This window comes from Pseudomonas sp. CFBP13528 (assembly GCF_005233615.1).
GTDB classification, from domain to species: domain Bacteria; phylum Pseudomonadota; class Gammaproteobacteria; order Pseudomonadales; family Pseudomonadaceae; genus Aquipseudomonas; species Aquipseudomonas fluorescens_AM.
In genome coordinates, this window is the sequence record NZ_QGAJ01000018.1 from 65,835 (window position 1) to 91,227 (window position 25,393).

At 55.4% G+C, this 25,393-nt stretch carries 24 protein-coding genes and 3 pseudogenes; 17 read left to right on the forward strand and 10 right to left on the reverse strand.

The window, feature by feature from the left end:
* The first annotated feature begins 12 nt into the window (after nucleotides 1-12).
* Genes PspCFBP13528_RS24030 through PspCFBP13528_RS24040 form a run of 3 tightly spaced genes read left to right on the forward strand, consistent with a single transcriptional unit; the run spans nucleotide 13 to nucleotide 2,275 of the window.
* A complete protein-coding gene (locus tag PspCFBP13528_RS24030; RefSeq protein ID WP_065951018.1) occupies nucleotides 13-1,017 on the forward strand; it encodes an aldo/keto reductase in 1,005 nt (334 codons plus the stop codon).
* A 16-nt stretch (nucleotides 1,018-1,033) separates the two neighbouring features.
* On the forward strand, nucleotides 1,034-1,831 hold the full coding sequence (locus tag PspCFBP13528_RS24035; RefSeq protein WP_137201679.1) for an SDR family oxidoreductase: 798 nt from the start codon (nucleotides 1,034-1,036) through the stop codon (nucleotides 1,829-1,831).
* A gap of 27 nt (nucleotides 1,832-1,858) precedes the next feature.
* On the forward strand, nucleotides 1,859-2,275 hold the full coding sequence (locus PspCFBP13528_RS24040) for an SRPBCC family protein (RefSeq protein ID WP_065951016.1): 417 nt from the start codon (nucleotides 1,859-1,861) through the stop codon (nucleotides 2,273-2,275).
* 69 nt (nucleotides 2,276-2,344) lie between these two features.
* Here PspCFBP13528_RS24040 and PspCFBP13528_RS24045 read toward each other — a convergent pair.
* Nucleotides 2,345-2,818 (reverse strand): annotated as a pseudogene (locus PspCFBP13528_RS24045) (AAA family ATPase); the annotation flags it as partial.
* A 159-nt stretch (nucleotides 2,819-2,977) separates the two neighbouring features.
* Between PspCFBP13528_RS24045 and dapF the strand changes: the two are divergent.
* A complete protein-coding gene (gene dapF, locus PspCFBP13528_RS24050; RefSeq protein WP_101221081.1) occupies nucleotides 2,978-3,793 on the forward strand; it encodes a diaminopimelate epimerase in 816 nt (271 codons plus the stop codon).
* Here the strand turns inward: dapF and PspCFBP13528_RS24055 are convergent.
* From PspCFBP13528_RS24055 to PspCFBP13528_RS27980, 3 genes and pseudogenes are all read right to left on the reverse strand, one after another.
* Complete coding sequence (locus PspCFBP13528_RS24055) at nucleotides 3,753-4,913, reverse strand: PAS domain-containing sensor histidine kinase (RefSeq protein WP_065951013.1); 1,161 nt, start codon at nucleotides 4,911-4,913, stop codon at nucleotides 3,753-3,755. The two genes, dapF and PspCFBP13528_RS24055, sit on opposite strands and share 41 nt — an antisense overlap.
* Nucleotides 4,903-5,391 (reverse strand): annotated as a pseudogene (locus tag PspCFBP13528_RS27975) (alpha/beta hydrolase); the annotation flags it as partial. The gene PspCFBP13528_RS24055 and the pseudogene PspCFBP13528_RS27975, both read right to left, overlap by 11 nt.
* Nucleotides 5,370-5,717 (reverse strand): annotated as a pseudogene (locus PspCFBP13528_RS27980) (alpha/beta hydrolase); the annotation flags it as partial. The pseudogenes PspCFBP13528_RS27975 and PspCFBP13528_RS27980, both read right to left, overlap by 22 nt.
* Before the next feature lie 131 nt (nucleotides 5,718-5,848).
* Here PspCFBP13528_RS27980 and PspCFBP13528_RS24065 point away from each other — a divergent pair.
* Complete coding sequence (locus tag PspCFBP13528_RS24065) at nucleotides 5,849-7,048, forward strand: YgcG family protein (protein ID WP_137201680.1); 1,200 nt, start codon at nucleotides 5,849-5,851, stop codon at nucleotides 7,046-7,048.
* Nucleotides 7,049-7,243: 195 nt separating this feature from the next.
* Here the strand turns inward: PspCFBP13528_RS24065 and PspCFBP13528_RS24070 are convergent, their stop codons facing one another.
* On the reverse strand, nucleotides 7,244-8,659 hold the full coding sequence (locus PspCFBP13528_RS24070; RefSeq protein WP_065951010.1) for a cytosine permease: 1,416 nt from the start codon (nucleotides 8,657-8,659) through the stop codon (nucleotides 7,244-7,246).
* Nucleotides 8,660-8,908: 249 nt separating this feature from the next.
* On the opposite strand from PspCFBP13528_RS24070, the gene PspCFBP13528_RS24075 reads away from it, so the two are divergent.
* Entirely contained in the window at nucleotides 8,909-9,820 is a 912-nt protein-coding gene (locus PspCFBP13528_RS24075) for a LysR substrate-binding domain-containing protein (RefSeq protein ID WP_065951009.1), read from the forward strand.
* A gap of 121 nt (nucleotides 9,821-9,941) precedes the next feature.
* Here the strand turns inward: PspCFBP13528_RS24075 and argE are convergent, their stop codons facing one another.
* The 4 genes from argE to PspCFBP13528_RS24095 are packed head-to-tail and all read right to left on the reverse strand — an operon-like array spanning nucleotide 9,942 to nucleotide 13,495.
* A complete protein-coding gene (gene argE, locus PspCFBP13528_RS24080) occupies nucleotides 9,942-11,087 on the reverse strand; it encodes an acetylornithine deacetylase (RefSeq protein ID WP_137201681.1) in 1,146 nt (381 codons plus the stop codon).
* Nucleotides 11,084-11,761 (reverse strand): DUF1028 domain-containing protein, encoded by a 678-nt coding sequence (locus PspCFBP13528_RS24085; protein WP_137201682.1) that lies wholly within the window; start codon nucleotides 11,759-11,761, stop codon nucleotides 11,084-11,086. The genes argE and PspCFBP13528_RS24085 overlap by 4 nt, the downstream gene beginning before the upstream one ends.
* A 10-nt stretch (nucleotides 11,762-11,771) precedes the next feature.
* Nucleotides 11,772-12,182 carry a RidA family protein gene (locus tag PspCFBP13528_RS24090; RefSeq protein ID WP_065951006.1) on the reverse strand — a complete coding sequence of 137 codons (411 nt, stop codon included), beginning with the start codon at nucleotides 12,180-12,182 and terminating at the stop codon, nucleotides 11,772-11,774.
* A gap of 23 nt (nucleotides 12,183-12,205) precedes the next feature.
* A complete protein-coding gene (locus tag PspCFBP13528_RS24095; protein ID WP_137201683.1) occupies nucleotides 12,206-13,495 on the reverse strand; it encodes an NAD(P)/FAD-dependent oxidoreductase in 1,290 nt (429 codons plus the stop codon).
* A gap of 590 nt (nucleotides 13,496-14,085) precedes the next feature.
* On the opposite strand from PspCFBP13528_RS24095, the gene PspCFBP13528_RS28085 reads away from it, so the two are divergent.
* Genes PspCFBP13528_RS28085 through PspCFBP13528_RS24145 form a run of 11 tightly spaced genes read left to right on the forward strand, consistent with a single transcriptional unit; the run spans nucleotide 14,086 to nucleotide 24,534 of the window.
* Nucleotides 14,086-14,217 carry a hypothetical protein gene (locus PspCFBP13528_RS28085; protein ID WP_256544580.1) on the forward strand — a complete coding sequence of 44 codons (132 nt, stop codon included), beginning with the start codon at nucleotides 14,086-14,088 and terminating at the stop codon, nucleotides 14,215-14,217.
* Between the two features lie 59 nt (nucleotides 14,218-14,276).
* A complete protein-coding gene (locus PspCFBP13528_RS24100; protein WP_065951004.1) occupies nucleotides 14,277-14,816 on the forward strand; it encodes a GNAT family N-acetyltransferase in 540 nt (179 codons plus the stop codon).
* 19 nt (nucleotides 14,817-14,835) lie between these two features.
* Complete coding sequence (locus PspCFBP13528_RS24105; RefSeq protein WP_137201684.1) at nucleotides 14,836-15,981, forward strand: ThiF family adenylyltransferase; 1,146 nt, start codon at nucleotides 14,836-14,838, stop codon at nucleotides 15,979-15,981.
* Nucleotides 15,963-16,592 (forward strand): DUF6445 family protein, encoded by a 630-nt coding sequence (locus PspCFBP13528_RS24110; RefSeq protein ID WP_065951003.1) that lies wholly within the window; start codon nucleotides 15,963-15,965, stop codon nucleotides 16,590-16,592. The genes PspCFBP13528_RS24105 and PspCFBP13528_RS24110 overlap by 19 nt, the downstream gene beginning before the upstream one ends.
* A 14-nt stretch (nucleotides 16,593-16,606) precedes the next feature.
* Nucleotides 16,607-16,873, forward strand: coding sequence for a MoaD/ThiS family protein (locus PspCFBP13528_RS24115; RefSeq protein ID WP_065951002.1), 267 nt, complete (start codon nucleotides 16,607-16,609; stop codon nucleotides 16,871-16,873).
* Between the two features lies 1 nt (nucleotide 16,874).
* Complete coding sequence (locus PspCFBP13528_RS24120; RefSeq protein ID WP_065951001.1) at nucleotides 16,875-17,459, forward strand: hypothetical protein; 585 nt, start codon at nucleotides 16,875-16,877, stop codon at nucleotides 17,457-17,459.
* Nucleotides 17,456-18,292 (forward strand): DUF692 family multinuclear iron-containing protein, encoded by an 837-nt coding sequence (locus PspCFBP13528_RS24125; RefSeq protein ID WP_137201685.1) that lies wholly within the window; start codon nucleotides 17,456-17,458, stop codon nucleotides 18,290-18,292. Before PspCFBP13528_RS24120 ends, PspCFBP13528_RS24125 begins: the two co-directional genes overlap by 4 nt.
* A gap of 36 nt (nucleotides 18,293-18,328) precedes the next feature.
* Nucleotides 18,329-21,358 carry a carbamoyltransferase C-terminal domain-containing protein gene (locus PspCFBP13528_RS24130; RefSeq protein ID WP_137201686.1) on the forward strand — a complete coding sequence of 1,010 codons (3,030 nt, stop codon included), beginning with the start codon at nucleotides 18,329-18,331 and terminating at the stop codon, nucleotides 21,356-21,358.
* A 6-nt stretch (nucleotides 21,359-21,364) separates the two neighbouring features.
* Nucleotides 21,365-22,549 carry a YcaO-like family protein gene (locus PspCFBP13528_RS24135; protein ID WP_137201687.1) on the forward strand — a complete coding sequence of 395 codons (1,185 nt, stop codon included), beginning with the start codon at nucleotides 21,365-21,367 and terminating at the stop codon, nucleotides 22,547-22,549.
* Nucleotides 22,527-23,213 carry a TfuA-like protein gene (locus PspCFBP13528_RS24140; protein ID WP_161594771.1) on the forward strand — a complete coding sequence of 229 codons (687 nt, stop codon included), beginning with the start codon at nucleotides 22,527-22,529 and terminating at the stop codon, nucleotides 23,211-23,213. Before PspCFBP13528_RS24135 ends, PspCFBP13528_RS24140 begins: the two co-directional genes overlap by 23 nt.
* Nucleotides 23,206-24,534 (forward strand): MFS transporter, encoded by a 1,329-nt coding sequence (locus PspCFBP13528_RS24145; RefSeq protein ID WP_083217969.1) that lies wholly within the window; start codon nucleotides 23,206-23,208, stop codon nucleotides 24,532-24,534. The genes PspCFBP13528_RS24140 and PspCFBP13528_RS24145 overlap by 8 nt, the downstream gene beginning before the upstream one ends.
* Before the next feature lie 161 nt (nucleotides 24,535-24,695).
* Here the strand turns inward: PspCFBP13528_RS24145 and PspCFBP13528_RS24150 are convergent, their stop codons facing one another.
* The gene (locus tag PspCFBP13528_RS24150; protein WP_065950996.1) at nucleotides 24,696-25,298 is read right to left on the reverse strand and encodes a response regulator transcription factor; all 603 of its coding nucleotides are present in this window, start codon (nucleotides 25,296-25,298) and stop codon (nucleotides 24,696-24,698) included.
* Between the last annotated feature and the right edge of the window lie 95 nt (nucleotides 25,299-25,393).

Below are 25,393 nucleotides of genomic sequence, written 5' to 3' on the forward strand. Positions count from 1 at the left end.
TGAGGAACCATCATGAGCTTGAAAGACAAACTACCCGGCGTATTGGGCTTTGGTACCGCACCGCTGGGCAATATGTTCCGCGCCATTGCCGAAGACGAAGCCCGGGCCACTGTCGAGGCCGCCTGGAATCATGGCGTGCGTTATTTCGATACCGCGCCGTTCTACGGTTCGGGGTTGTCGGAAATCCGCCTGGGCCAGGCGCTGTCGCACTACAACCGTGACGACTACGTGCTCAGCACCAAGGTCGGCCGGGTGATTCTGGACGAAGTCGAAGACAGCGCCCGTGACCTGGGCGAGAAAAGCGGTGTGTTCGAACATGGTCGTCCGAACAAAATGCTCAATGACTACAGTGCCGACGCCACCCTGCGTTCGATTGAAGACAGCCTGCAGCGCCTGCAGACCGATCGTCTGGACATCGTGTGGGTTCACGATATCGCCCAGGACTTCTACGGCGACCAATGGCTGGAATACTTCAACCAGGCCCGTACCGGTGCCTTCAAGGTGCTGACCCGCTTGCGCGAAGAAGGCGTGATCAAGGCCTGGGGCCTGGGGGTGAACCGCGTCGAACCGTGCGAACTGACCCTGGACCTGGCCGAAGCCCAGCCCGACGGCTTCCTGCTGGCCGGCCGCTATACGCTGCTGGACCACGACCGCGCCTTGCAGCGCCTGATGGAGGCGGCACTCGCGCAGCACGTTGAAATCGTCGTCGGTGGTCCCTACAGCTCCGGCATCCTCGCTGGCGGCGCGCACTTCGAATACCAGCAGGCGAGCCCGGCGATCATCGCCAACGTCGAGCGGATCAAAGCGATTGCCCTGGCGTTTGGCGTCAGCATCAAAGCCGCTGCGCTACAGTTTTCCCTGGCGCACCCGGCCGTGGCGGCAGTGATTCCCGGTGCCAGTCGTCCGGGGCGTATTGCCGAAGACGTGGCGGCGTTGTCAGAGCAGATACCAGCAGCCTTCTGGCAGGCGCTGCGCGATGCGCAGCTGATTTCGCTTCGCGCGCCTCTGCCGCTTTGACTTCAGGAGTTCAACCATGAAAATCGATGTAAGCGGCAAAGTGGCGATCGTCAGCGGCAGCACGGCCGGGATCGGCCTGGGCATCAGCCAGGCCCTGGCGCAGTCCGGCGCCACCGTGGTGGTGATCGGGCGTGATACCGGGAAAGTTGACGATGCGTTGGCGAGTATTCGCCAGGCGGTGCCGGGCGCCAACCTGCGTGGGCTGGTGGCCGACCTGGGTACGGCCGAAGGCGCCGAGACACTGTTCGCCGCCGAACCTCGCGCCGACATCCTGGTCAACAACCTGGGCATCTTCAATGATGTGGATTTCTTCGAGGCCCCGGACAGTGAATGGACGCGCTTCTATGAGGTCAATGTGATCTCGGGCGTGCGCCTGGCGCGGCATTATGTGCCGGGCATGTTCGAGCAGGGCTGGGGGCGGGTGATCTTCGTGTCATCCGAATCCGGCGTGGCGACTCCGGCGGACATGATCAACTATGGCGTGACCAAAAGCGCCAACCTGGCGGTTTCCCACGGCCTGGCCAAGCGCCTGGCAGGTACCGGTGTAACGGTGAATGCGATCCTGCCGGGGCCGACCTTTACCGACGGACTGGAACACATGCTCAGGGACGCCACGCAAAAATCCGGGCGCACCGCGCGGGACGAAGCTGACGTGTTCGTGCGCAGTGCACGGCCGACGTCGATCATCCAGCGTGCGGCGAATGTGGATGAAGTGGCCAACCTGGTGGCGTACATTGCTTCACCGCTGTCGTCTGCCACCACCGGTGCCGCGTTGCGGGTCGACGGTGGTGTGGTCGACAGCATGGCGATCTGAATTTTTTGATGCTCTGGAGTATTTACCGTGGCAACAGCCTCTTCTGTGATTGAAATCCCTGCGTCCGCGGACCAGGTCTGGAACCTGATCGGCGGCTTCAACAGCCTGCCCGACTGGCTGCCCTTTATCGCCAAGAGCGAGCCGGGCGAAGGCGGCCGCGTGCGCCACCTGCATACCGCCGATGGCGGTGAGATCGTCGAGCGGTTGCAGACTTTCGACAATGTGGCGCGCACCTACAGCTACACCATTGAACAGTCGCCCTTTCCGGTGAGTGCCTATCTGGCGACCGTGCAGGTTGAAGCCTTGACTGACGCGTCGGCGAAAGTGACCTGGTCCGGGGTGTTCACGCCGGCTGCGGGCACTACGGATGCGGCGGTGGAGGAACTGTTTGCCGGCGTGTACAGCGGTGGCCTGGAGGCCCTGCGCGGCAATTTTCCCGGCTGATATCTGTCGGGGGCGGGAGCTGCGCCAACGCTCAACAGCTCCGATACTCGACAGATAGGCATGGGCTGCGGTGCCGGCCTGTTCGGGCGTCAACGCTGCCGTATCGAGCGTGAATGGCGGCGTGTCCCAGGCTTCATACTCGTGCGCCAGCACCGATGGCCACGTCGGCGGCAGCAGGCCTGGAATATCGCCCTCACGGCTCTCCACTCGGCGCCGATGCGCCTGCTGATCAGAACACACCACCTGAATATCCATCAGTTCGACGCCCGCCGCCAGCGCCACGGCCCGCCAAGCCTCGCGGCTTTCCCTTACCGGGTTCACACAGTCAGCGATTACCCGCTGGCCCACGCGCAAATTACTCAATGCCAGCGCATTCGCCACGCCATAACCGCTGGCACCCACATCGCCCGCCAGTACGCCAGACTCGCGCAGCGCGTGCTCGATCACATCGATGCGCAGGTATACCGCGCCCATCCGGCGTGCCAATTCCCTGGAAATCGTGGTTTTGCCGGTACCGGGCAGGCCGCTGAATACGATAAGCATGGTCCACCAACCTTCTGCAGGAGCGAGCTTGCTCGCGAAAAACGTCAACGATAACGCGTAGCGCCAGGTAAAAACCTGTTGTCCTTGCGCTTTTCGCGTTCAAGCTCGCTCCTACAGGGGTGTTAGAGTAGGGCTGCCGAGTTGACCACAGGACTGCCCATGACTTTACCTTTCGTGAAGATGCACGCCCACGGCGACGACTTCATCATCATCGACCGCCGTGGCCAGGATAACCCCATTACTCCCGAGATTGCCCGGCGCCTGGGTGATCGACACACCGGTATCGGTTTCAATCAGCTGGCCGTGATCCTCGACTGTGAAGACGCCGCCGCCCGCGTGCAGTTCTGGAACACGGACGGCACGCCCCTGCAAACCTGCGGCAGCGCGACACGGGGTGTGGCGGATCGCCTGATGCATGAGGCCGGTACCCACGCCATCGTGCTGCGTACCGACCGAGGTTTGCTGACGTGCGTGCGCGTCAGTGGCCAGCGCGTCTCGATAGACATGGGTGCGCCTTCGTTGGAATGGGCCGGCGTGCCGCTGGCCAAGGCAATTGACACCCGCGTGCTGCCTATCGACGGTGAGCCGGCCGCCTGCGGCATGGGCAATCCGCACTGCACGTTTTTCGTGGACGACATCGCCGCCGTCGATGTCGAAGCCGTGGGCCCGGCCCTGGAACGCCATCCGCTGTTCCCGGCCAGGACCAATGTGCATTTTGTGCAGGTGCTTGACCGCAACCGTATTCGTCTGCGCATCTGGGAGCGTGGTGGTGGCGTGCCTTTGGGCTCCGGGTCGTGTTGCTGCGCGGCGGTGGTCAATGGCGTTCGACGCGGGCTGCTCGATGACAAGGTAGAGGTCGAATGCGACGGCGGCACCCTGACAGTGCAGTGGGACGGGCAGGGCGGGGTGGTACTCACGGGCAGCGTCGAGCCGATCATGCAAGGTGCGGCGTACCTGCCTGGAACGTCACGCTGAAAGTGGTGCCGCGCGTCGCGCAGGAGTTCACCGCCACATCGCCGCCGTGCACCCTGGCCAGTTCGCGCACGATATACAGGCCCAGGCCCACGCTGCGCACATCGCTGCCCTGGTGGGTGCCGCGGGTCATGGGCTCGAACAGCCCGGCCTGCAACGCCTCGGGAATCGCCGCGCCGTAGTTGTGCACCGAGACCTCGGCGCCCCTGGCACCCAGGCGCGAAGTGATGGTGATCGGCCGTTGCAGGTCGCCATAGGCCACGCTATTGGCGACGAGGTTGCCGATCACCTGCTGCACACGGTCGGCATCCAGGCATGCATCGCCCCGGCCCTCGGCTTGATGCACCAGCGTGGCCTTGGGGAAGGCGACCCGCAGTTCGTCCACGGCGCGATGAATCACACTGTGCAAATCCAGCGGCTGGGCCCTGATGGTGATGCCCTGGCCGACCCGGGCCTGGGTGAAGTCCAGCAGGTCGGCGATCATGCGCTGGGCGCGTTCGGACGACTGGTCGATATGCCCGAGCAACTGGTGCTCCTTGGCCGTGCGCTCGCCGCGTCGAAGAAAGTCCGACGCCATGCGGATCGCGGTCAGAGGGTTCTTCAAGTCGTGGCTGACGATCGCCACCATCTGTTCGGCGAACAACGCGCGTTGCTGGGCAATGGCATAGGCCTCGCTCAATTCGACCTGGGCTTGGTGCAGCGCCCGTTCGGTGGCGGTTTTTTCCTCAAGCAGCGCTTCGGCCAGCTTGCGCGCATTGAGCAGCTCGCGCTCGTACTTGTCGCGGTCGGTGGTGCCGAACAGCGCCAGGTCATACACCACGCCGTCGGCCTGCTGGCGCTGGCTGGCATTGAGCAGCACCGTGACTTTGTGCCCGTCGCGATGGCGAATGTCGAGCTTCACCTCGTTGACGCTGCCATGCATACGCAGCATCGGCGCCAGATGGGTCTGGTAGAAAATCCGCCCGCCCATGGTCAACAGGTCTTGAAAGCGTTGCCCGATCAGTTGCACCGCGCTGAGGCCGAGCCAGTCGCTCAAGCGCTGGTTGGCGTGCACAATCGTACCGTCTTGGCGGGTCACCGCCAGGGCACAGGCGGCGTTGTCGAACAGCGACTCAGCCGGCACTGACGCCTGCCCACGGCGCCAGGAACTGATCCATCGCCGCCGCGCACGCCTGGGGCGCACTCATATGCGGGCAGTGGCCGATGTTGTCCACCAGGTGATAGGTGCTGTTGGGCAGCACGCTGTGCAGGTATTCGCCCACGGCCACGGGCGCGATCAAGTCGTCGCTCGACTGCAGGATCAATACGGGCGTGGTCAGGCCGATCACATCCTGGCGGTTGTCCGAAAGAAAGGTCACCCGGGCAAATTGCCTGGCGATGTCGGGTTCGGTGCGGCAGAAACTCGCGGTCAGTTCGGCACTGAGTTCAGGTTGCTCCGGGGCGCCCATGATCACCGGGGCCATGCTGCTGGACCAGCCAAGGAGTTGCTGTCGAGGGTGTCGAGCAGGTCGTCGATATCGTCGCGCTTGAAGCCGCCGACGTAACCGTCGGTGTCGATATAGCACGGCGATGGGCCAATCATCACCTGCGCCGCAACACGCCCCGGGGCGAGGCGGTCGGCGAGGGTGCCGATCATTGCGCTGACCGAGTGCCCCACCAGAATCACCGAGCCTTGGGCGTAGGCGTCGATAATTTCGTTGAGATCGCGGGCATAGCCGCCCAACGTGCCGTATTTGTCTTTATCGAACGCGCTGAGGTCCGACAGCCCGGCGCCCACCAGGTCATACAGAACCACGCGAAAGCGTTCGCGAAAATGCGGCGCCAGGGCATTCCACATCGCTTGGTTGCAGCCAAAGCCATGGGAAAACACCAAGGTCGAAGCGCCTTGGCCCATCACACTGACGTTGTTGCGGTGACGTAGGTCCATGGCGTTCTCGTAGATGGCTTATTGCTATGCAGCGCAGCCGCAGTTTAGAGAGTCGCGGGCCCTGGGTCACGCGTTTGCGCGCAGATAAGGTAAAGTCGGCGCCTTCAGGAAGAAACTTCAGGTAACAATACATGATGGCGATTCTACGGCAATCGGTCTTGAGCGTGCTGGTTCTGGTACTGGCCAGTCTGTCGATCACTGCCAGGGCTGACATCTCGCCCATCGGCGTTGCGCTTGACCAGCGGGTCATTGACCTGACGAACACCCTCGACTCCGACAGCGTCCAGCGCCTCAAGCAGCAACTGGCCGACCTTGAACAGCGCAAAGGCGCGCAGGTGGCCGTATTGCTGGTGCCCAGCACCGGTGACACCGGTATCGAAGACTATGCCAACCACCTGTTCCGCGCCTGGAAGCTGGGGCGCAAGGACGTCGACGACGGCATCCTGCTGGTGGTGGCCAAGAACGATCACACGTTGCGTATCGAGGTGGGCTACGGGTTGGAAGGCACGGTCACCGACCTGCTGGCCCATCGCATCATCGAAGAGCGCATCACCCCGGCGTTTCGCCAGGGCGACTTTGCCGGCGGTGTTCAACAGGGCGTGGAGGCGCTGACGGTGCTGGTGGACGGCGGCGACCTGCCCGAGGTGGCCGCGCCCCGGATCAATCCGCAATTTTTTGCGCTGCTGGCGGCGTTTGTCCTGGGTGGCCTGCTGGGTGTACTGCTCGCTGGCGGCAAGTTGCATTGGCGCAAAGCCTTGATCGCCGCGGTGGCGGCGACGCTGTTGCTGACATTGCTGGGCGGGGGGCGGGAGTGGCCGATGTTTCTGTTTGTCATGCCGCTGACCTTGTTGATCGGCGGTGCCCTGTTTGGCGCATTGTGGCAGGTGCGAGCGCTGTTCTACGGCGTGATCGGGCTGTTGATCTATATCGCCGCTCTGGTGGTGGCGGACCGGTACGTGGACGTCAATTTTATCCATTGGCTGCTGTGGCCAGTGTGTGTGTTGGTGGTACTGGGGTTGTACCTGGTGCTGCTGCTGATCATGCGGCAAACCTGGCGAACCAGCCGCACCGGTTTTATCGTGCGACTGGTGGCGGCGGTCGTGGTGTATGGGGTGGCCGGGCTGGTGATCGATCACGGCCGCGACGGCTGGCTGCTGGCGTTCCCTATCGCGTCGTTCGTCGCGTTGATTCTTTTCGGCAAGGTTGGCGAAGGGTCGGGCTCGGGCTCGGGCGGTGGCTCGGGTTCAAGTTCCAGCGGGTCCGGTTCCAGCAGCAGCTCGTCCGGTGGTGGTGGTTCCAGTGGCGGCGGCGGGGCGTCGGGGAGTTGGTAACGACGTAGAAGCTGCCACTGAAACCCAAATGTGGGAGGGGGCTTGCCCCCGATAGCAGTGGTTCAGTCAATTCATACAGTGACTGACACACCGCCATCGGGGGCAAGCCCCCTCCCACAGTTTTGACCGCGTTGGGCATGCCAGGTTGGTCGGCTGCAGTTCTTGCAAAAACAGAAAACCCACTGAGACTCTGTATCAAACCCCACTCAACAACTTCCCGCCGTCCATCCGGCGCTTATACGCGCTGTCCCGACTCGCCAGCCAGAAGTACAACGGCGACGTCACCACCAACCCCACCACCCACGACAGGTCCGCGCCGTTGATGTGTTCGGAAATCGGCCCGACGTACAGCGGCGTGTTCATGAACGGAATCTGCACCGCAATCCCCACCGCATATGCCAGCAACGCCTGGGGGTTGTACTTGCCATAGATGCCGCCATCTACGCGGAAGATCGAGGCGATGTCGTATTGGCCCTTGTGGATCGCATAGAAGTCGATCAGGTTGATCGCGGTCCAGGGCACCAGCACCACGAGCAGCACCAGCACCATGTCGACGAAGTGGCCGATGAAGTCTTTGGAGGCAAACACTGCCGCAATTGCGCAGGCCACCAGCACCACAATCGAGATCACCGCGCGGCTTTTTGCCGTGGGGATCCAGCGGTAGGCGAAGGTCTGCACCAGGGTGATGATCGACAGCACCGCGCCGTACAGGTTGAGGGCGTTGTGGCTGATCACGCTGAGCAGGAACAGCACCAGCATCAATGGGCCGATGGAACCGGTGGCGAGCTTGACTGCTTCCATGGTGTCCATGCCGACGGGCGTGGCGAGCACGGCGACGGCGCCGAAGATGAACGCCAGGCTCGAACCCAGGGCCGAACCCAGGTAGGTGGTCCAGAAGGTGGAGGCGACGGGTACATCGGCGGGCAGGTAGCGCGAGTAGTCCGAGACGTACGGCGCAAAGGCGATCTGCCACAACGCGGCCAGGGACACGGTGGCCAGCCAACCGGAAATGTTGAAGCTGCCGCGGGTCAAGAAGTCACTGGTCTGCACATGGGTAAAGATGTAGCCGAAGCCCAGCACGATGCCGGCGCCGAGTACCCAGGTGCCGATACGGTTGAGCACATGAATGAAGCGATAGCCGATGATGCCGATGATCCCGGAGCCGATGGCGCCGATCACGATGCCGACCGGCACCGGTACCGCATCGACCACACCGTGCAGGGACTTACCGGCCAGCACAATGTTGGAGGCGAAGAAGCCGATGTACATCACGCCGGCAATCACCACCACCAACAACGCGCCAAGGGAGCCGAACTGGGCGCGGCTCTGGATCATCTGCGGAATGCCCATCTGCGGGCCCTGGGCCGAGTGCAACGCCATCAACACACCGCCGACCAAGTGGCCGACGAGGATGGCGACGATGCCCCACACCAGGTTGAGGTGGAACAGCTGCACGCCCAAGGCGCCGGTGACAATCGGCAACGGCGCGATGTTGCCGCCGAACCACAGGGTGAACAGGTCTCTTACCTTTCCATGGCGATCTTCCGGAGGCACGTATCCAATCGTGTGTTTTTCGATAAGCGGGGCGGAGGATGTTGCAGTGGTAACCATGACGAGCTCCAAGGCAAGGTGAGTACGTGGACGTACTTCGCTGTGCGCAGCAACGGCGGCGCTTTGTTGTTGGAGTGATCATCTGCAATGGACATGGGGAGGTAAATTAGTAAGTTTGTTGCTACAGACCTTAAAAAAAGTATCTCGCGGTGATTTTTGCTCCGGTATGTTGCATGGGCTTCATTCGTTAAAAAAAGCCGGTTTTTCCTGCACTAGTCTGGGGCAAAACACCCTGTTTCCGGAGGCCTGATGGCTGCCTACAACCTGCGCCAACTCAGATATTTCGTCACCACGGCCGAATGCGGCAGCGTCGCCGAGGCGTCGCGCAAGCTGTATATCGCCCAGCCGTCGGTGTCCACGGCGATCAAGCAGTTGGAAGACAGTTTTGGTGTGCAGCTGTTTATCCGGCATCACGCCCAGGGCGTGTCCCTGACCCCCAGCGGCGCGCGGTTCTATCGCAAGGCGCTGGAGCTGTTGCGGGTGGCCCACGAGTTCGAACAGAACGCCTTGGCCGACAATGATGTGGTGGCCGGGCAGATCGATATCGGCTGCTTTGAAACCGTGGCGCCGCTGTACCTGCCGCGCTTGATCGCCGGTTTCAAGGCGCGCTGGCCGGGGGTGGAGATCCGTATTCGCGACGGTGAGCAACAGGAGCTGGTGCAGGCGTTGACCGCAGGCACCATCGATGTGGCGATGCTGTTCGAACACGACCTGGGCGGCTCCATCGAGACCACGCCGCTGATGCCGCCGCAGCAGCCGTACGCGTTGTTGCCGGCCGGCCATCGCTTTGCACAGCAGGCCAAAGTGTCGTTGGCGGACCTGGTATTGGAACCGATGATCCTGCTGGACGTGCTGCCCAGCCGGACCTACTTCGTGAGCATTTTTGAAGAGCGCGGGTTAACGCCGAATATCGTGTTCAGCTCGCCATCGATCGAAATGGTGCGCGGGATGGTGGGGCGTGGGTTCGGCTTTTCGATATTGGTGACCAAACCGTTCAGCGAGTACACCTATGATGGGCAGCAGGTGGTGTGTATTCCGTTGGTGGAAACCGTGACCGGCTCCGGATTGTCGGCGGTGTGGCTCAAGCGCGCACCGCTGACCAAGCCGGTGCAGTTGTTCGTCGATTACTGCCGTGAAGAACTGGCGCGATTACTCGGGTAAAAACACAAGGTCCACTGTGGGAGGGGGCTTGCCCCCGATTACGGTGGATCAGCTACAGATAAGTTGACTGATACACCGCTATCGGGGGCAAGCCCCCTCCCACATTGGATGGCTGGTGTATTTAGATGCGGAGCGAGTCCAGCATCCGCTGCAACATCGCATCGCAGCCCTTGAGCTGTTCCAGGCTGACAAACTCATCCGGCTTGTGCCCCTGGTCCATGCTCCCCGGCCCGCACACCACGGTGGGAATGCCCACTGCGTCAAACAGCCCGCCCTCGGTGCCAAACGCCACGGTGCCAAACTCCCTGGAACCGGAAAACGCCGCAATCAGCTCGGCGGCCTGGCTGCGCTCATCAGTGACCAAACCCGGGTAGGCCGACAACTCGGTGAACCGGATCGAACTCTGCCGGCTCACGGCCTGCATGCGCGGCAGTACCTCCTGCATGGCGTAGGCTTGCAATGCCTCGGCCACTTCGCCTGGATCCGTCGAAGGCAGGGCGCGGACTTCAAAATCAAACCGGCAATCGGCTGGCACGATATTCAGGGCCTTGCCGCCGCTGATCACTCCGGTCTGCACGGTGCTGAATGGCGGATCGAAGCGCGGGTCCTGGCGCGCGCGCAAGCGTTGGCCGATGCGCCCCAGCTCACCGATCAACTCGGCGGCGTGCTCAATCGCATTCACGCCGGACGGTGCATACGCCGAGTGACACGCCTCGCCATGCACCTCGCAGCGCATCGCCAGCTTGCCCTTGTGGCCGAGCACGGGTTTGAGCTCGGTCGGCTCGCCGATAATACACAGCAACGGTTTCACCGGCCGTTGCTCCAGCACGCCGAGCAGCGAGCGTACACCGAGGCAGCCGACTTCTTCGTCGTAGGACAGGGCGATGTGCACCGGCAGGCGCAACGGCGCCTTGACCAATTCCGGCACCAGCGCCAGCACGCAGGCGATATAGCCCTTCATGTCGGCAGTGCCACGGCCATACAGTTTGCCGTCACGTTCGGTCAGTTGAAACGCTGGCAGCGTCCAGGGCTGGCCATCCACCGGCACCACATCGGTGTGCCCCGACAGCACAATGCCGGGCAGTTCCGCCGGGCCGACGCTGGCGAACAGGTTGGCCTTGCTGCGCGACGCGTTGTAGATCAGCTCGCTGGCCACGCCGAAGCCGGCCAGGTAATCGCGCACGAATTCGATCAACTGCAGGTTGGATTCGCGGCTGGTGGTATCGAACCCCACCAGCGTCTGCAGCAGTTCGCGGCTGCGGCTCATCGCTCGTCCCCGGCCACGCCGTAGCCAGGCGAGCGGTCGGGGGCGAGGGCGCGATCGATGTAGTCCTGCACTTGCGGGCGGTAAGCGTCCCAGAGCTTCTGCAGTTCACCAATGGGCGCGTCATCGGCCCAGTCCACGCGCAAGTTGATGATCGGCCAGGTCAGCTCGCCCACCACCACCAGCGCAGCCGAATGCACCGGGCCGGCTTCGCCACCGGCGGCGATGGCGGCATGCATGGCCGCCAGTAAGCGGTCCGCCAGTTGGCCTTCGCCGTGTTCGAAGGCCTGGACCATCGCTTCGATCACCCCTCGGTCAGCGAGCATATTGCCCGCCGCTACGCACTGTTCGCCCGACACGGCGTTGTGGGTACCCAGGGTTTCGCTGCCGCTGAAATGCACGCTGCGGCCCAGGTGATCGATCGCGGTGAGTTGCCGGTATTGGCTGTAGCCGTTGCGCGTCAAGGCGGTGTCGATAGCATCGGCAGGCGTGAGGCCTTGCTCGAGCAAATCGAGCACGTCCGGTCCAAGGGCCGGCAACGTGATGTTCTGGGTGGACACCGCGCCCACACCAGGGCGCAACCATGGGCAGCGGGCCCCGACGGCGATGCTCGATGAGCTGATGGCGATGCCCAACTGGCCGGTTTCCGCGCAGCGGCCGACGATTGAAAAGGTCATGGATGGCTCCTTATTCGGGAATAACCGCGATCACATCGATTTCCATCAGCCACTGCGGCTGGCCCAGGGCCGAGACCACCAGCCCGGTGGAGATCGGAAACACGCCCTTGAGCCACTTGCCGACCTCCTGGTACACCGGTTCGCGGTAGCGCGGGTCGATCAGGTAGGTAGTGGTCTTGACGATATGGCTGAGGTCGCTGCCGGCTTCTTCCAGCAGTTGTTTGACGTTGCGCATGGCCTGTTCGGCCTGGGCCCGCGGGTCGCCAAGGCCCACCAGTTGGCCATCGAAATCGGTGCCCACCTGGCCGCGCACATACACGGTGTTGCCGGCGCGCACGGCCTGGCACAGGTCGTTGTCCAGGCTCTGGTTGGGGTAGGTTTGCTGGGTGTTGAACATGCGAATACGGGTGTGAGTAGGCATCGTGAAAAACTCCGGCAAGGGGATCAGGCGCTGACAGGGGACGGGCGAGCCACCGGGGCGGCTTCGCGGTACGCAAGGTATTGACGCTGAATGGCGATGTGGTCAGCCACGTACTTGGCGTCATGCCACACGCCCCAGATAAACGACGAGCCACGGCGTGATTGCCAGGGCAGTCCCAGGAAATAAATCCCGGCCTCGCTGGAGACGCCGCGCTGGTGGCGGGGCTTGCCGGCCGCATCGAACGTATCCACCTGGAGCCAGCTGTAGTCCACGGCAAAGCCGGTGGCCCAGATGATCGAGGTGATGCCGGCCTGGGCCAGGTCCAGTTCCAGGATCGGATCCTTGATGCAGTCGGCGTCCGGGAATACGCGGCGGGCGTCGGGCTCCAGGGGCAGGTCGAGGCCGTTGCGCTCGATGTAGGCATCCGCCGCATCCAGCAGGGCCAGGTAGTTCTCGTCGCCACGGGCCAGGTTGTCCACCAGGTTCGGTTGGAAGCTTGCCACGTTGTCACTGAAGGAGTGAGTGAGGCCGACCAGGATCATGCCTTGCTGGGCCAGCTCACGAAAATCGATGGTCTTGCCGCCGTGGGCGCCACTGACTGCGATGGTCACGTGCTCACGGCCAGGTTTCATCGCCGCCTGGTCCCATTCGCCCAGCACCCCCAGCCACCAGCAGAAATCCCGGTTGCGATAAGCGCGAGGGGGGCGGTCATGGGCGCCGACCGACAGGTATACCTGGCGACCGGCGCGCTGCAATTCGTCGGCGATCTGCACCCCGGAAGAACCGGCACCCACCACCAGCACGGCACCTGCCGGCAATTGCGCAGGGTTGCGATAATCGGCGGAATGAATCTGGTGCAGCGCGGTGTCTTTCGGCGCGATGGCCGGGATCACCGGCTTCTGGAACGGCCCGGTGGCGGCCACCACGCGGTTGGCTTCGATCACGCCTTCGCTGGTGTGTACGGTAAAGCCTGGGCGACCGTCGTTGCGCACCACCGAAGTGACTTCCACACCCGTGCGAATCGGCGCATTGAACGTGCGTGCATACGCTTCGAAGTAATCCGCTACGCGCTCTTTGGGCGCGAAGCCATCGGGCGCCACATCATCGAATTCCAGTCCGGGAAAGCGGTCGTGCCAGGCCGGCCCATTGGCGACCAACGAGTCCCAGCGCCCGGTGCGCCAGCGCTCGGCGATGCGGCTGCGTTCCAGCACCAGGTGCGGCACGCCGTGCTTGCTCAAGTGCTCGCTCATGGCCACGCCGGCCTGGCCGGCGCCCACCACCAGGGTGTCTGTTTTTGTTATTGCTTGGGTCATGTGTCTGTCCTTGCGTAATGCAGTTGGATTCAGCTTGGGCATGACTTCAAGGCTAGGGGGAGGGTGGGGTTTAATAAAATATTATTAAGCTTGGGAGTGAGCATAAATATCGGATGCAGAGACGTGGACGCCACAATGGGATAGAGCTTGCTCGTAAATGCAGCGTGACAGCGAGAAGAAGTCGATGAGCATAAGCCGGTATATTTTATGCGTTAACCGCCAAACTCGAGTCAAGTGAGACCGAGTCGCAAATAAAAATAGATTGCAAATACTATCTAGATTTTAAATATGATATGGATATCAGCAGAGTTGAAGAGCTGGTGGCCCGGCTTATCAAATGGATTCGCTAACAAAAAGCGCTTAAATTACAGTCCTTGCAACTCCTTGAGCTTATGCAGTTTTTTCTAAGAGTTGTCGGTGAAGAAAGCAATTTGCCATCTCGAAAAGTGTGCTCTCTCCCATCGTCTGAAACAACAAAACTCGTACCGGAAGACAAGACGTGCCCTTGATCAACAGCATTTGACACTCATAGCGGTAGGGTCTATTACTTTCCATGCCATTTCGGCACATACACACTCAAGGAGTTAACTATGGACAGTCAACAAGCAACTCAACTTGAACTGGATGAACAGTTGGTCGAAGTAGATCTTCACGCAGAAGTTGACGATGAACTGGTGTTCGCTATCTCAGCTCCAACGTCAAACAAAGAATGGCAAGAGTAATATAGCTTTTGCTTAATCCCAAAGCTAGGGCGCCCTAGCTTTGGGTACAAGGATGAAGTATGAAAAGCACACATGAAATTTTTGAGAAGCTTACACTCGTCGATCAATTAGAAGTACGCCCGGCATCAATAGTCGAGTATTACACTCGCAACAAAGTTCATCTTGCACCCTCCATGCCGCTGCGTGGCGGCGAGTTTTATACTGAAGCGTTCTGGCAAAAACAAATGCTGAATTATAAGTTGTCATTGGACGCTGACAGAGAGTTGCGCTTTATGATGTTGGATGGCGACGCTGTCATTGGCAGTATCCATTACGATCAGATCATTAAGGGGCCCTTTCAGGCCTGCTATCTGGGTTATAGCATCGATAGAGACTATCAGGGCAAAGGACTGATGCGAGAGGCATTGTTACACACCATCAGTCAGACACTATCAACGTTCGGGTTGAATCGGATCATGGCAAATTATGAGCCGTCTAACCAACGAAGCGGTAGATTACTCAAGTCATTGGGTTTTGAGCGAGAGGGCTATGCGAGAAAGTACCTTAAGCTAAATGGCACTTGGAAAGATCATATATTGACAAGCTATATTTCAGACTAGATTTCACGTGAGGTCTTACATGGACGTTATGCGTGCGCAGGAAATAAAGAAAAGGCTAGAACGTCGAGTCAAGGAAGTTGATGCATCTACTGTGCTGGCCCTGCTGGCGCTTGATAGCAATGTCATTGATATACGTGAGGACGAAGAAGTTATTCATGGCATGATACCGGGCGCTAAACACGTTAAGCGTGGAGCCCTGGAATCCTGGCTGGAAGATCATGTGCGCGATGTGGAAGATATTATAGTTTTATACTGCGAGTCAGGGAAGCGCTCAGTATATGCTGTTAACGCGCTGATGAGTTTGGGCTATAAAGATGTATCTTCGCTGCGCGGCGGTATAAATAACTGGAAGGCCCTTGGGCTACCGATTGAACAGCCTTCGAGTTTAAATAAATGCGATTTCACCCGATACGCTCGGCAAATGATGCTGCCCGAAGTCGGAATTCGAGGTCAGGAAAATCTGGCGGCTGCAAAGGTATTAGTCGTCGGAGCGGGGGGGCTTGGGTCGCCTTGCTTATATTACTTAGTCGCTGCAGGGGTTGGGACGGTAGGCATTGCAGACCACGACATTGTCGATCAGAGCAATCTTCACCGACAGATATTATACGATCAATATGATGTCGGCACACGTAAGGCCATTGCGGCAGAACGAAAAATCAAAAATCTGAATACTCATGTTAAGACTAATCTCTATATAGACGCCGTCACCGAAAATAACGCCGCCGACATAATTGCTTCTTATGATCTAATTATAGACTGCACTGACAATTTTGCAGTTCGGTATGCATTAAGTGATGCCGCAGTTAAAGTAAATATCCCTATAGTGCATGGCGCGGTGCATCGCTTTCAAGGCACGGTTGGAGTCTTTAATTTGCCAGGTGGGCCGTGTTACCGCTGTGTTTATCCTGAACCTCCTCCCAAAGCCCTATCTCCGAGCTGTACTGACGCCGGCGTATTAGGTGTAACTCCGGGCGTTATAGGCGTACTCCAGGCAGCCGAGGCAATTAAGTTAATTCTGTCGCCAGGCGCCGGCCGACATCACGCCTTGTTGAGATATAGCGGTACGAGCATGTCTTTAACGTCGGTGGAAATCGCAGCCCGTCCAGACTGTCCTTGTCAGTTGAGTAAGAAGAGTGAGGCACCGCAATGTCAAACACTTTTGTAGAAATACTCGATAATTTCTATCCTGACCCCTTAACTATCAGGAATCTAGCACTTTCGTTGGATTATTCCCCTAAGCTGGGTGCTAATTATCCTGGTGGCGAGGCTTATAGTGATACCGTTGATTGGGCGCCAGTCAAACAGCGGGTCTTCTCATGTGTGCAGAGTAAAAACGAAGAAAAGCCAATCCCCGGTAAAAATTTTCTACAAGGAAAATTCCGGCTTGCGAACAGTGCAGATAATGAAACCCGACCTGACGGGGTCCATCAAGACCAACAAAGATACTCGGCGGTTATCTACCTTTCTCGTAATCAAGACTTGTCCGGCGGAATAGGGCTGTATAAGTGTAAAGGCAGCGGGGAGTTGGCGATGACGACCAAGTGGGTTCAGATGATATCGATCAGGTCAAATGCCGTACCCGGCGATGAAGCGTTCACGGCTTATCTGAAATCCTACATGCGTGATTGGGACAACTGGCAGCAGATCGGAGAACTCCCTATGCAATTCAACAGGGCGATCATATTGATGTCCAGGTGTTTTCATGCGTCTACAGGCCTATTTGGCTCATCAAAAATTGACGGCCGCTTAACCCAGCATTTTGAATATTACATTTAGTTATAGGAGGGTGAATGGTCCATATCACACTGAGGTTGCCTGATACTGTCTCATCTGAACCTGAACTGGAAATGAACGCAGAACACTATCAGGATATACCCGCGCAACTAAAAAGAATTGATCGCGACACTTACGAAAATCTGTATATGGAAAGAGCTGGAAAAACCACGCTGAAGCCATTTGCAAGTGTGTTTATAAATAATAAATTATATTTTGAGTGCGCTGAGCAACTGAACGACGGGGACGTCGTTGAGATAACCATAGCCATCGCAGGAGGCTAAAGTGGATACAAAAAGACTGCAGGCGCAATATGTCAGGCTTCTGTATTCCGGAAATACAGCGGTTCTGGATGCCTCAGAAGAGGCGAATTATCTTCTCGCTCACCTTGATCACGCAAGGTTGGAAGTCGAATATAAAGCCAGAATCAGAAATTTGCGAACGACACTTCATGCAGATATGAAATTTCTGAATCGCTTCATAGATAAAGTTTCGTTATTAGAAGCGGTGGAATCCTATTGCGGTTCTGATGACTTCTGGAAACACCAGGGCCGGACGTTGCTTGAGGATTTTTGTTTGTTCTACTGCAACAATCATAGCCACGAGCCCAGATTGAGAATGCTGGCCGAGATAGAAGGCACCGTCTCCGGCATGTCGATTGGAAATGTTACGACGTCTCCTTGGGTTGGCCATCAACAAAAGATGCAAAACACCGTCGAGGTGTTGGCCGCACATTACATAAAAAATATAAAACAGTTGCAAACCGCAACCAGCATAGATGACTTTTCACCCACGCCTGATGGCGGGTTTTTTGAGCTCACCAAGGATGCGAACTCTATACGGATAAAAATGATGGGGGGGCTTAAATGAGCAATGTCGGCCTAGGCTTGGATTTTCAGCACTTGGGAAGCTACGGCGTTTCTTTTGAGAACTTGATTTCAGCCTGCGAAAGTTCGTTGTCCCATTACTCGATCGTAGCCATCACTAATTCAGAAGAAGCCAAACGATTTAAAAAGATGTCAAACGGTACTCCCTTGATACATCATTTTACCGGCGTGGCGCCTGGAGGAATAGAGGGTGTGAACCGACGGCAATTGGCCGTTCAATCAAACATTTCAAGCATTCTCGAGGCCAAGTGGTGCCTGGAAGACTTGGGTATATGGAACATTGGCCCTTACAGCATACCTTATTTCGCACCACCGGTTTTATGCGCTGCCACACTAGAACGTACCATCCAGGAAATTAAGGTTCTACAAGCAGAATCAGCGCTTGAGTTTCTGCCAGAAGTCCCATCCTGCAGTTTTGTAGTCGGTGACATTGGCTTGGGCGTCTTTTTTACAAAAATAGTAGACGCATGCGAGTGCAATATAGTCTTGGATATCAGTCACGTGTTTTCTTATGCGATTTATTATGATATTTCATTGAAAGAAGCATTGATGAGTTTTCCGTTGAATGCCGTCAAGGAATTCCACGTGGCTGGTGGTTCTGTACATCCGGAACATAAATGGAGATACAGAGATACACACAGTGAATATATTGTTCCGGCTGTCCTGGAACTTATGGAGTTCGCCATTCCCTTGTGCTGCAATTTAAAAGCGATTACTTATGAGATCGGTATTGGCTTGCCCCTGGAGTTGCTGTCCGTGGAAATCGGAGCACTTAACGCGATATGTGAAAAAGTGGGGTTTGTTAAGGGTATTTAACTGACGTGCAGTTATACATTTGAAGGGATATCAACGATGAGTGAAGATAGCGGATGTCTTGAATATGACGCAAAGTGTTTGGTTGCAATCTATGATGATGGTGTCGCGGGCGTGGTTTCACCTGTAAACGCATCGGCCACGAGCGGCGACCACTCGGTAAAAGTTGCCAATGTCAAACTCCGTGACTCCAAAATAACGCTGTCCCTTGTGGCGAACGTTTTGTCGGTGAGTTACACCGATTGTATGCGATCAGGCTATGACAAAATAAAAGAACGGCTCGTAAGTGAGTATGGCCAAGTTACCATCGAGGCACATGCCTACTCAGCGCCTGAAAGTGCTAAATTGGAAAAATTTCATAAGCAAATTAGAACGTATAGCCGCGATGAGAAACTTCGGAGTTTAATAATTTGTTCGCCTGGGCATACCCAGGGACACATGCGCTTTCCTGCGACGGTCGTCGGCGTTCATTCTGTTGGTTTGATCACAAGCGATAATCAAATTATTGGAGAGGCGGCTAACGGGGAGCTAAAACCAACCTTTCTCGTACGTGATGAGCCTTTCGAGACTAATGACAAAAATGGCCATCCCCAAGTGTTTCGAGGCACGTCGGCTGCAGTGGGCTATGTAGCCGCCCTGGCGGCGGTTGCTTTTCAGAACCTGAACAATCGGGATGATGCAGTGAATTCGCTGTTTGCGGCGTTGATCTTAATCTCGAGAAAGTATCACGGAAGTTATCTGATCGATAGCGAACGTTTGCTTCATGATTCGCTAAGTGTTATCGAGGTTCCTAAAAAAACTACAAAACGAAGAGTGCTTGATTTGATTTTCGTCAAAGGGAAGGGGCGCGATGGGCGCTTGGCGGTAGTTGCACAGCATTCTAATACACATCATGGTTGGGCCCCTCGTGACATAGCGATATCGGCGACGTTGAACGGTGGATATTCTAAAACAGAAAATAACGCTACGAATGTGTTCATTGATGGCAGCTTGGAAGGCCAGGAAATTAAAATTGAAATCACGCTTGAGGGCGTGTGTGATACTGTAAGTATAGTCGCAAGTGGCGGCACCGCTGTGCTCAAAAGCGAAACCAGCTATTTGGTAAAAGCGCCAGATGATTTGGTCATTGTTGGGCTTTCCGCAAGTCATGATGCATCAGCTTGCGTCATGATAAATGAAAAAATAGCGACGGCGGTACAATTGGAGCGGCTCTCGAGAGTTAAACGTGATGGTGCGGTGTTTCTTCAAGGTGATGATGCGATAGACTATTGTTTAAGTGCTAATGGATTGACATTGGAAGACGTAGATTATTTTGCGTATAACATACAATCATTAACACCCGAATATGTGGGCTTGGGCCAGCCTGTTTCCAAGGGATTGAATGCTTTCGATCCACTCGGTGCAAATGCCATTTACACCAGCCATCACCTTTGCCATGCATTTGCTGCGCTATCTGGATCCAGGTTTTCATACCCGACAGTCGTAGTCGCCGATGGCTCTGGCGGAGTGACTGTGGGTGAACATGACCTGATTATGAACGGTCCGGCGATGGCAGCGTATCTTCACAGGGGGCTGGGCGTAGATAACATCCGCCCGATGCTTCACACCTTTTCCGTGTACGAGTTTTCCCCGACAGGATATAAAATTACGCACAGAGAGTGTTCACCGTCGTTTAATACACGCAGCGGTAGCAGGAGTATGGGGGAAACGTACGCTGCCGTCAGTCAATATATATTTGGGTCCTGGCAAGCGTCTGGAAAACTAATGGGGTTGGCGCCTTATGGTAATCCGGAGGTTCATGGCAATTTGGTGTCAAAAAATGAACAGGGTATATATAACTTCGATTATCAGTGGAAACTGAACCATTCAAAAGTAATTGACCCTGATGCTTATAGGGAATGTGCTGACTTGGCCGCTTCGGTTCAAAAGGGTTTGGAGTGGTCACTTCAAAGTCGTTTTTCCTTATATGTTAAGGGCGATGCTCCAATCGTATTCACTGGCGGCATCGCACTAAATTCTGTTGCCAACCATAAAATAAGAAAACAATTTCCAGCTCAAGATTTTTATTTCTTTCCAGCTCAGCATGATGCGGGAGTCTCAATAGGTGCTGCTGTATCGGCTCACTTTCATATCACAGGAAAGATAATTAATGATGCATTTGACAATGACCATCTCGGATACCTGTACGGCCGAGGAGATGTCAGCAGGGCATTGAATAGGTATTCAAATCTAATAAAATACAGACCTATACACACGGATGAAATCGCCAGAAAGTTGGCGGGCGGGGACGTGCTTGGTTTTTTTTCCTTGGAAAAAGGTAGTGAGTTTGGCCCCAGGGCACTGGGCGCGCGTTCAATTTTGGCTGATCCAAGGCATTTGAAGACGTGGGCTTTTATAAATCGCTGGGTAAAATTCAGGGAAGATTTCCGTCCTTTTGCGCCCATGATTGCGAAGGAGCATGTGGGCCAGTATTTTGAGGAAGAGGGCGATTATCCATATATGTTGGAAGTCATTCATGTTCGACACGCCTACCGAGATCAACTATCAGCCATTACGCATGTGGATGGCACCGCCAGAGTACAAACAGTAGATAAAAGCGACAACGCGTCTTTACACCGCTTATTGATAAGCTTCATGAACGTTGCTGAGTTCCCTATTTTACTCAATACCTCGTTCAACGTGAGAGGGCAGCCGATAGTTGAAACTCCTTGCCAGGCAATTGAAATGCTTTTAAGTACCCATCTTTCTGGTGTTGTCATGGGTGACTATTTATTGGAATTAAAAAATAGTGTTGAAACGCTGACAGGAGAGGATGTTCTAAATTTATCACCTGGGACAAAAATTATTTCGGAGCGGACTTCGACCTCCCTCAAAAGAAAGATGATAGTCGGTCACCAGGGTAAAACTGTTGGAATACCAAATTCTCTATACAGGATACTCGAAAGCATAGACGGAGAGAGAAATATTGCTTCGCTTAGCGGCGGCGACGTATCAGCTTTGGAGCCTGAGGTGTTGGAAAAATTGAGCAGATTCGTAAGGCTTAAATATCTAAATGCGTCTGGAAGGTAGCACATCATGGAGGATTCGAACGTAGGCTTGATACCCTCTCGCTTGCTTGGCGCGAAGGAAGTGGTAGCAAAAGTAATGCCGCTTACCGGCTTATTGGGTATTTCTCGTATAACTGAGACAAACAGTTACGTAGATATTGGGGTCTCAATCGTCTCGGCCGTAAGACCGGGTATTAAATTTGAGCAAGTTTCTTCAACACAAGGCAAAGGGTTTACGCTCAGTCAAGCCATCGCAGGTGCAATCGTAGAAGCACTCGAAAGGTATTGTGCGGCAAACATTGACCAGCGTTCACTATTTTCGGGTACAGGCAATTTAAGCCCGGAAGGCGATACGTTGGGCCTGGAATTTGGATATGGACAGGATTTCTACCCCTCCAGATGGATCCGAGGGGTGGATTTATACAGCAATCTACCTGCATGGGTTCCCGCGCTGGAGGTGGCTTTTCCTTATAAACGGTGTGGCTCCGATCCTCCCTATATACGGCCGAACACATCGGGCCTAGCGGCGGGCGGAGATATCGTCGAAGCCAGTCTATTTGCCATGCTGGAGGTTTATGAACGTCATGTAACGTCTCTTTTTTATCGTCATGTGCGATCCGCGAACATGGGGGCTGTCATTGACCCTTGTAGCGTTGATGATGTCAAGTCCAGTGCCTTGTTAAACGATCTTCGCTCGAAAGGTTATGAACTGCTCATTTTCAGAGTTACGGCTATTTTTCCCACTTATTATGTGGCGGTATTAGACACGTTGGGTTTAGCGCCTAAATTCATGATTGCGGGGACAAGCACTGCGCTTTCAGAAGAAGACGCGTTAAATGGTGCGTTGTTGGAGTGTATACAAGGTCTGGTGACCGGCCTGTCAGGAGGTCGTGAAGATCTTGTCCGTTCCGCCCCCAAGTATGAAAAACAAGTGTATTCAAAAACTAATAATTTTTACAAAATCAGAGACCTATTAATTACCAAAAATGGATTAGAGAAATTTCCCCGGCAGCCATCGAAACCGGTAAGTTGCGAGTGGGCCCTGAAAAGAATCTTGAATTCGCTACAGGACATAATCAAGGGCCCGTGCGTCATGTGTGATCTTAGTCATGACACGCTACCACTGAAAGTTGTAAAAATTGTCGTGCCGGACTTAAATGACTTTCTGGTTAATCCTGGAAGAAAAACACATGCTGATTTCACCAAGGTATAAGCCCATTGTATTCGGCGGTCCATCGCTTGAGCTTGCAATGGAAAAATATGGAAAATATTTCGATTTTAGACCCCCTATACGGCGCGGAGACCTTGAGGCGTTGGCAGGTGATAAACGGCGCTCTGGCTGTGTTCTAATTACAGATGGTGTATTTGGAAGTACCTTGAGTGTTAGCCCGGTTGAGTGTCTTCGCGTACTACAAAAAGGCTGGCTTTTGCTTGGGTCGTCCAGCATGGGCGCACTGAGGGCCGCCGACTGTAATAGCGCAGGCATGGTAGGCGTTGGACATGTCTACATGGGGTATCAACTGGGTTACTATAAGTCTGATGCGGATGTTTCAGTCGTCTATGCGGGTGTGCCGAGTAAAGAGATAACGATATCCTATGTTCACGCAGACTACATAGGACGCATTCTTCAACGCTCGCAATCGCTGTCATCGGTCAATCACCGGAAATTTTTAAGCTTCCTCAGGCGAACGCCCTGGTATGACCGGAACAGGAAAAGTGTAGCGTCAGAATTTTCTATCGCGCATGGGAAAGGGGAGCTCGCTGAAGTTTTTTTGGATATGAGTCATGACGCGAGTTGCCACCCAAAAAAGCTGGATGCTTTATTAGCGTGTGATTATATATGGGGTTTATATAAAAAAAGGGGGCTGCATGAGTGATTTAACACGTACGGTGGGATACCTGCAGAATATTTCCAAGGGGAATGAGTCTGCCGCCGCTCAAATGGCTCATTTGATTATAGGCGTTTTTGGAGGGTTGCCCGCTTATGCCGTTTCTCTTAGAGTCACGATTGCGTTTTATGTATCCTGCATACTGGAAGTTCCAAGTGGTGTGGTGGCTGACATCATAGGGCACGCGCGATCCATGGTGTATGCGTGCATATTTTATTCTATGGCTTGCGTTTTTATCGTCGTGGCTGTCGTGGCATCAAGTGATGATTTCAGTTTAATAATGGTGGTCATAAGTAGTGTGCTTTCCGCGTTGGGTGGGGCGCTTTCTTCCGGGTCATTTCAAGCTTTATTACAAGATTTAATTGATAGGGAAGCTCTTTCCATACCTGCCGTAGAACGCACGAGTTTCAAAATTAGGACACTTTCTCTTTCTCAAGGTCATGGCGCATATTTTGCATCTTTTTTTCCAGTGGTCGTAATGGCGATTCTGTTTTTCTGGGCCAGGTATTGGGAGGGAGAAGAATATATATTGTTTTTGCCAGCCGTAGCATTTGTCGGTTTTGCTATGTATTTTCAGAGCTTGGTGCCGGATCAGGGATACGTTCTTCAAAAGAATAGAGTCAGGGTGGCATGCGCGTCTTACATTGCAGAGTTAAAGCATCTTAAGTCATGGCTTATTAGCGGAGCACTTGATAAGCGTATCTATTTTTATGGGTTTTCATTATTGATGGTTTTTTCAACACTGCTAATGATTCACGTACACACCTATCTTATGATTTCACAATTGCGCGAGGTCGATATTAGGGCGGTTGATGTCAAAGGCGGCGCAATAATTTTTCTGATGCTGGCCTCTTTTGATTTGGCGCATTTGGTAAAGGGCTGGCTCGTCCCGTTCTTGACGAGAAAATTCGCTGACATAGCGTTGCTTTTCATTTCCTATTTTAGCGTGGCGTCGCTGTCTTTTTTGGCATGGCTTGGCTGTTATTATGAATATCAATTGCTTTCTTTAATTGTTTTTGTTCTTTTTTTTCGTGCATTTCTTACGCTGGGTCAAAATATCATCCAGTCAACCGTTCTTGTGATGCTTCCGGAAAATAATCGTGCCACTGCTCTGAGTGCGATACAGGTAATTGTGATAATTATTTATGCTTCTTATTCTCTCTACTTGACATTTGTAGGTATTGAAAGCCCTCCGGAAATACTCATGGAGGTACTGGTGCTTAGTATGTGCTGCCTGTTAGTTGCTCTGATTGTGTATGTTTGCTGTGGTCAATTTAATTTCAAGGATTTAGCGGGTGACTCGGTATGATATGCAGTTGTTTTTCTGATTTCATCCGGCATTAATGTGCCACTGGTATTTGCTCCATTGACGGTCCACTCCGGCATTCTATAAATACAAAGTCCCGCACCCGTCCGGATATTGATCTGCATCAATCGCAACTCACGTTGAGGCATGCGTCACGCAGACGCCTAGAACTCCCCGGAGTATTTCACCGCCGCCGCTGCCCGCGTCGTGACCTTCAAGCTGCGCAGCAACGACGACACATGAATGCGCACGGTAAACGGCGAAATATCCAGGGCCTTGGCGATTTCCTTGTTGGTCTTGCCTTGGGCAATCAGGCGCAGCACGTCCTGCTGGCGGGGTGTGAGCGTATGGGTGTCCAGCGGCAGCAGGCCGGAGGGAGCGAACTTGACCAGCACTTCACCGTCGCGGATCGCCAGCAGCGCCTGGCCGATCTCGTCGGGGGCGATGTTCTTGCCGATAAAGCCGTCGACGCCCAGGGTCATGACCTGTTCGATCAGTGCCGGATCATCCACCATCGATACAACGATTAATGTGGTACGCCGCAGTTGCCGGCGCAGGTCGGCGAGCTGGCTGATGCAGGTCAGGCCGGGAAAGCGCAGGTCGAGGATCAGGGTATCGATGTCGCTTGGGTCGAGCAGCAACCCATGCACCGCATCCAGGTCACCGGCTTCCTGTACCCGGGCCTCGGGTAGCAGGCGTTGCACAGTGCGCGCCATGGCCTCGCGAAACATCGGATGGTCGTCGGCGATGATAATCCGGCCGGTCATGGTGAGCTCCTTGCTGGGCATGGCTGTGTGCAGGCATGCTGTTTTATTATCGGGCCCAATGCCCGCCTCGCTCGTACAAAGGGCCAGGGCTATGA

What these genes read in the sequence shown, in the direction of transcription:
- PspCFBP13528_RS24095 (WP_137201683.1), bottom strand. Translation starts at nt 13,495, where the DNA reads ATGACCCAAGCAATAACAAAAACAGACACCCTGGTGGTGGGCGCCGGC.
- PspCFBP13528_RS24065 (WP_137201680.1), top strand. Translation starts at nt 5,849, where the DNA reads ATGATGGCGATTCTACGGCAATCGGTCTTGAGCGTGCTGGTTCTGGTA.
- PspCFBP13528_RS24085 (WP_137201682.1), bottom strand. Translation starts at nt 11,761, where the DNA reads ATGACCTTTTCAATCGTCGGCCGCTGCGCGGAAACCGGCCAGTTGGGC.
- PspCFBP13528_RS24125 (WP_137201685.1), top strand. Translation starts at nt 17,456, where the DNA reads ATGAGCAATGTCGGCCTAGGCTTGGATTTTCAGCACTTGGGAAGCTAC.
- argE (WP_137201681.1), bottom strand. Translation starts at nt 11,087, where the DNA reads ATGAGCCGCAGCCGCGAACTGCTGCAGACGCTGGTGGGGTTCGATACC.
- PspCFBP13528_RS24150 (WP_065950996.1), bottom strand. Translation starts at nt 25,298, where the DNA reads ATGACCGGCCGGATTATCATCGCCGACGACCATCCGATGTTTCGCGAG.
- PspCFBP13528_RS24070 (WP_065951010.1), bottom strand. Translation starts at nt 8,659, where the DNA reads ATGGTTACCACTGCAACATCCTCCGCCCCGCTTATCGAAAAACACACG.
- PspCFBP13528_RS24135 (WP_137201687.1), top strand. Translation starts at nt 21,365, where the DNA reads ATGGAGGATTCGAACGTAGGCTTGATACCCTCTCGCTTGCTTGGCGCG.
- PspCFBP13528_RS24130 (WP_137201686.1), top strand. Translation starts at nt 18,329, where the DNA reads ATGAGTGAAGATAGCGGATGTCTTGAATATGACGCAAAGTGTTTGGTT.
- PspCFBP13528_RS24100 (WP_065951004.1), top strand. Translation starts at nt 14,277, where the DNA reads ATGAAAAGCACACATGAAATTTTTGAGAAGCTTACACTCGTCGATCAA.
- PspCFBP13528_RS24145 (WP_083217969.1), top strand. Translation starts at nt 23,206, where the DNA reads ATGAGTGATTTAACACGTACGGTGGGATACCTGCAGAATATTTCCAAG.
- PspCFBP13528_RS24090 (WP_065951006.1), bottom strand. Translation starts at nt 12,182, where the DNA reads ATGCCTACTCACACCCGTATTCGCATGTTCAACACCCAGCAAACCTAC.
- PspCFBP13528_RS24035 (WP_137201679.1), top strand. Translation starts at nt 1,034, where the DNA reads ATGAAAATCGATGTAAGCGGCAAAGTGGCGATCGTCAGCGGCAGCACG.
- dapF (WP_101221081.1), top strand. Translation starts at nt 2,978, where the DNA reads ATGACTTTACCTTTCGTGAAGATGCACGCCCACGGCGACGACTTCATC.
- PspCFBP13528_RS24115 (WP_065951002.1), top strand. Translation starts at nt 16,607, where the DNA reads ATGGTCCATATCACACTGAGGTTGCCTGATACTGTCTCATCTGAACCT.
- PspCFBP13528_RS24105 (WP_137201684.1), top strand. Translation starts at nt 14,836, where the DNA reads ATGGACGTTATGCGTGCGCAGGAAATAAAGAAAAGGCTAGAACGTCGA.
- PspCFBP13528_RS24075 (WP_065951009.1), top strand. Translation starts at nt 8,909, where the DNA reads ATGGCTGCCTACAACCTGCGCCAACTCAGATATTTCGTCACCACGGCC.
- PspCFBP13528_RS24140 (WP_161594771.1), top strand. Translation starts at nt 22,527, where the DNA reads ATGCTGATTTCACCAAGGTATAAGCCCATTGTATTCGGCGGTCCATCG.
- PspCFBP13528_RS24030 (WP_065951018.1), top strand. Translation starts at nt 13, where the DNA reads ATGAGCTTGAAAGACAAACTACCCGGCGTATTGGGCTTTGGTACCGCA.
- PspCFBP13528_RS28085 (WP_256544580.1), top strand. Translation starts at nt 14,086, where the DNA reads ATGGACAGTCAACAAGCAACTCAACTTGAACTGGATGAACAGTTGGTC.
- PspCFBP13528_RS24110 (WP_065951003.1), top strand. Translation starts at nt 15,963, where the DNA reads ATGTCAAACACTTTTGTAGAAATACTCGATAATTTCTATCCTGACCCC.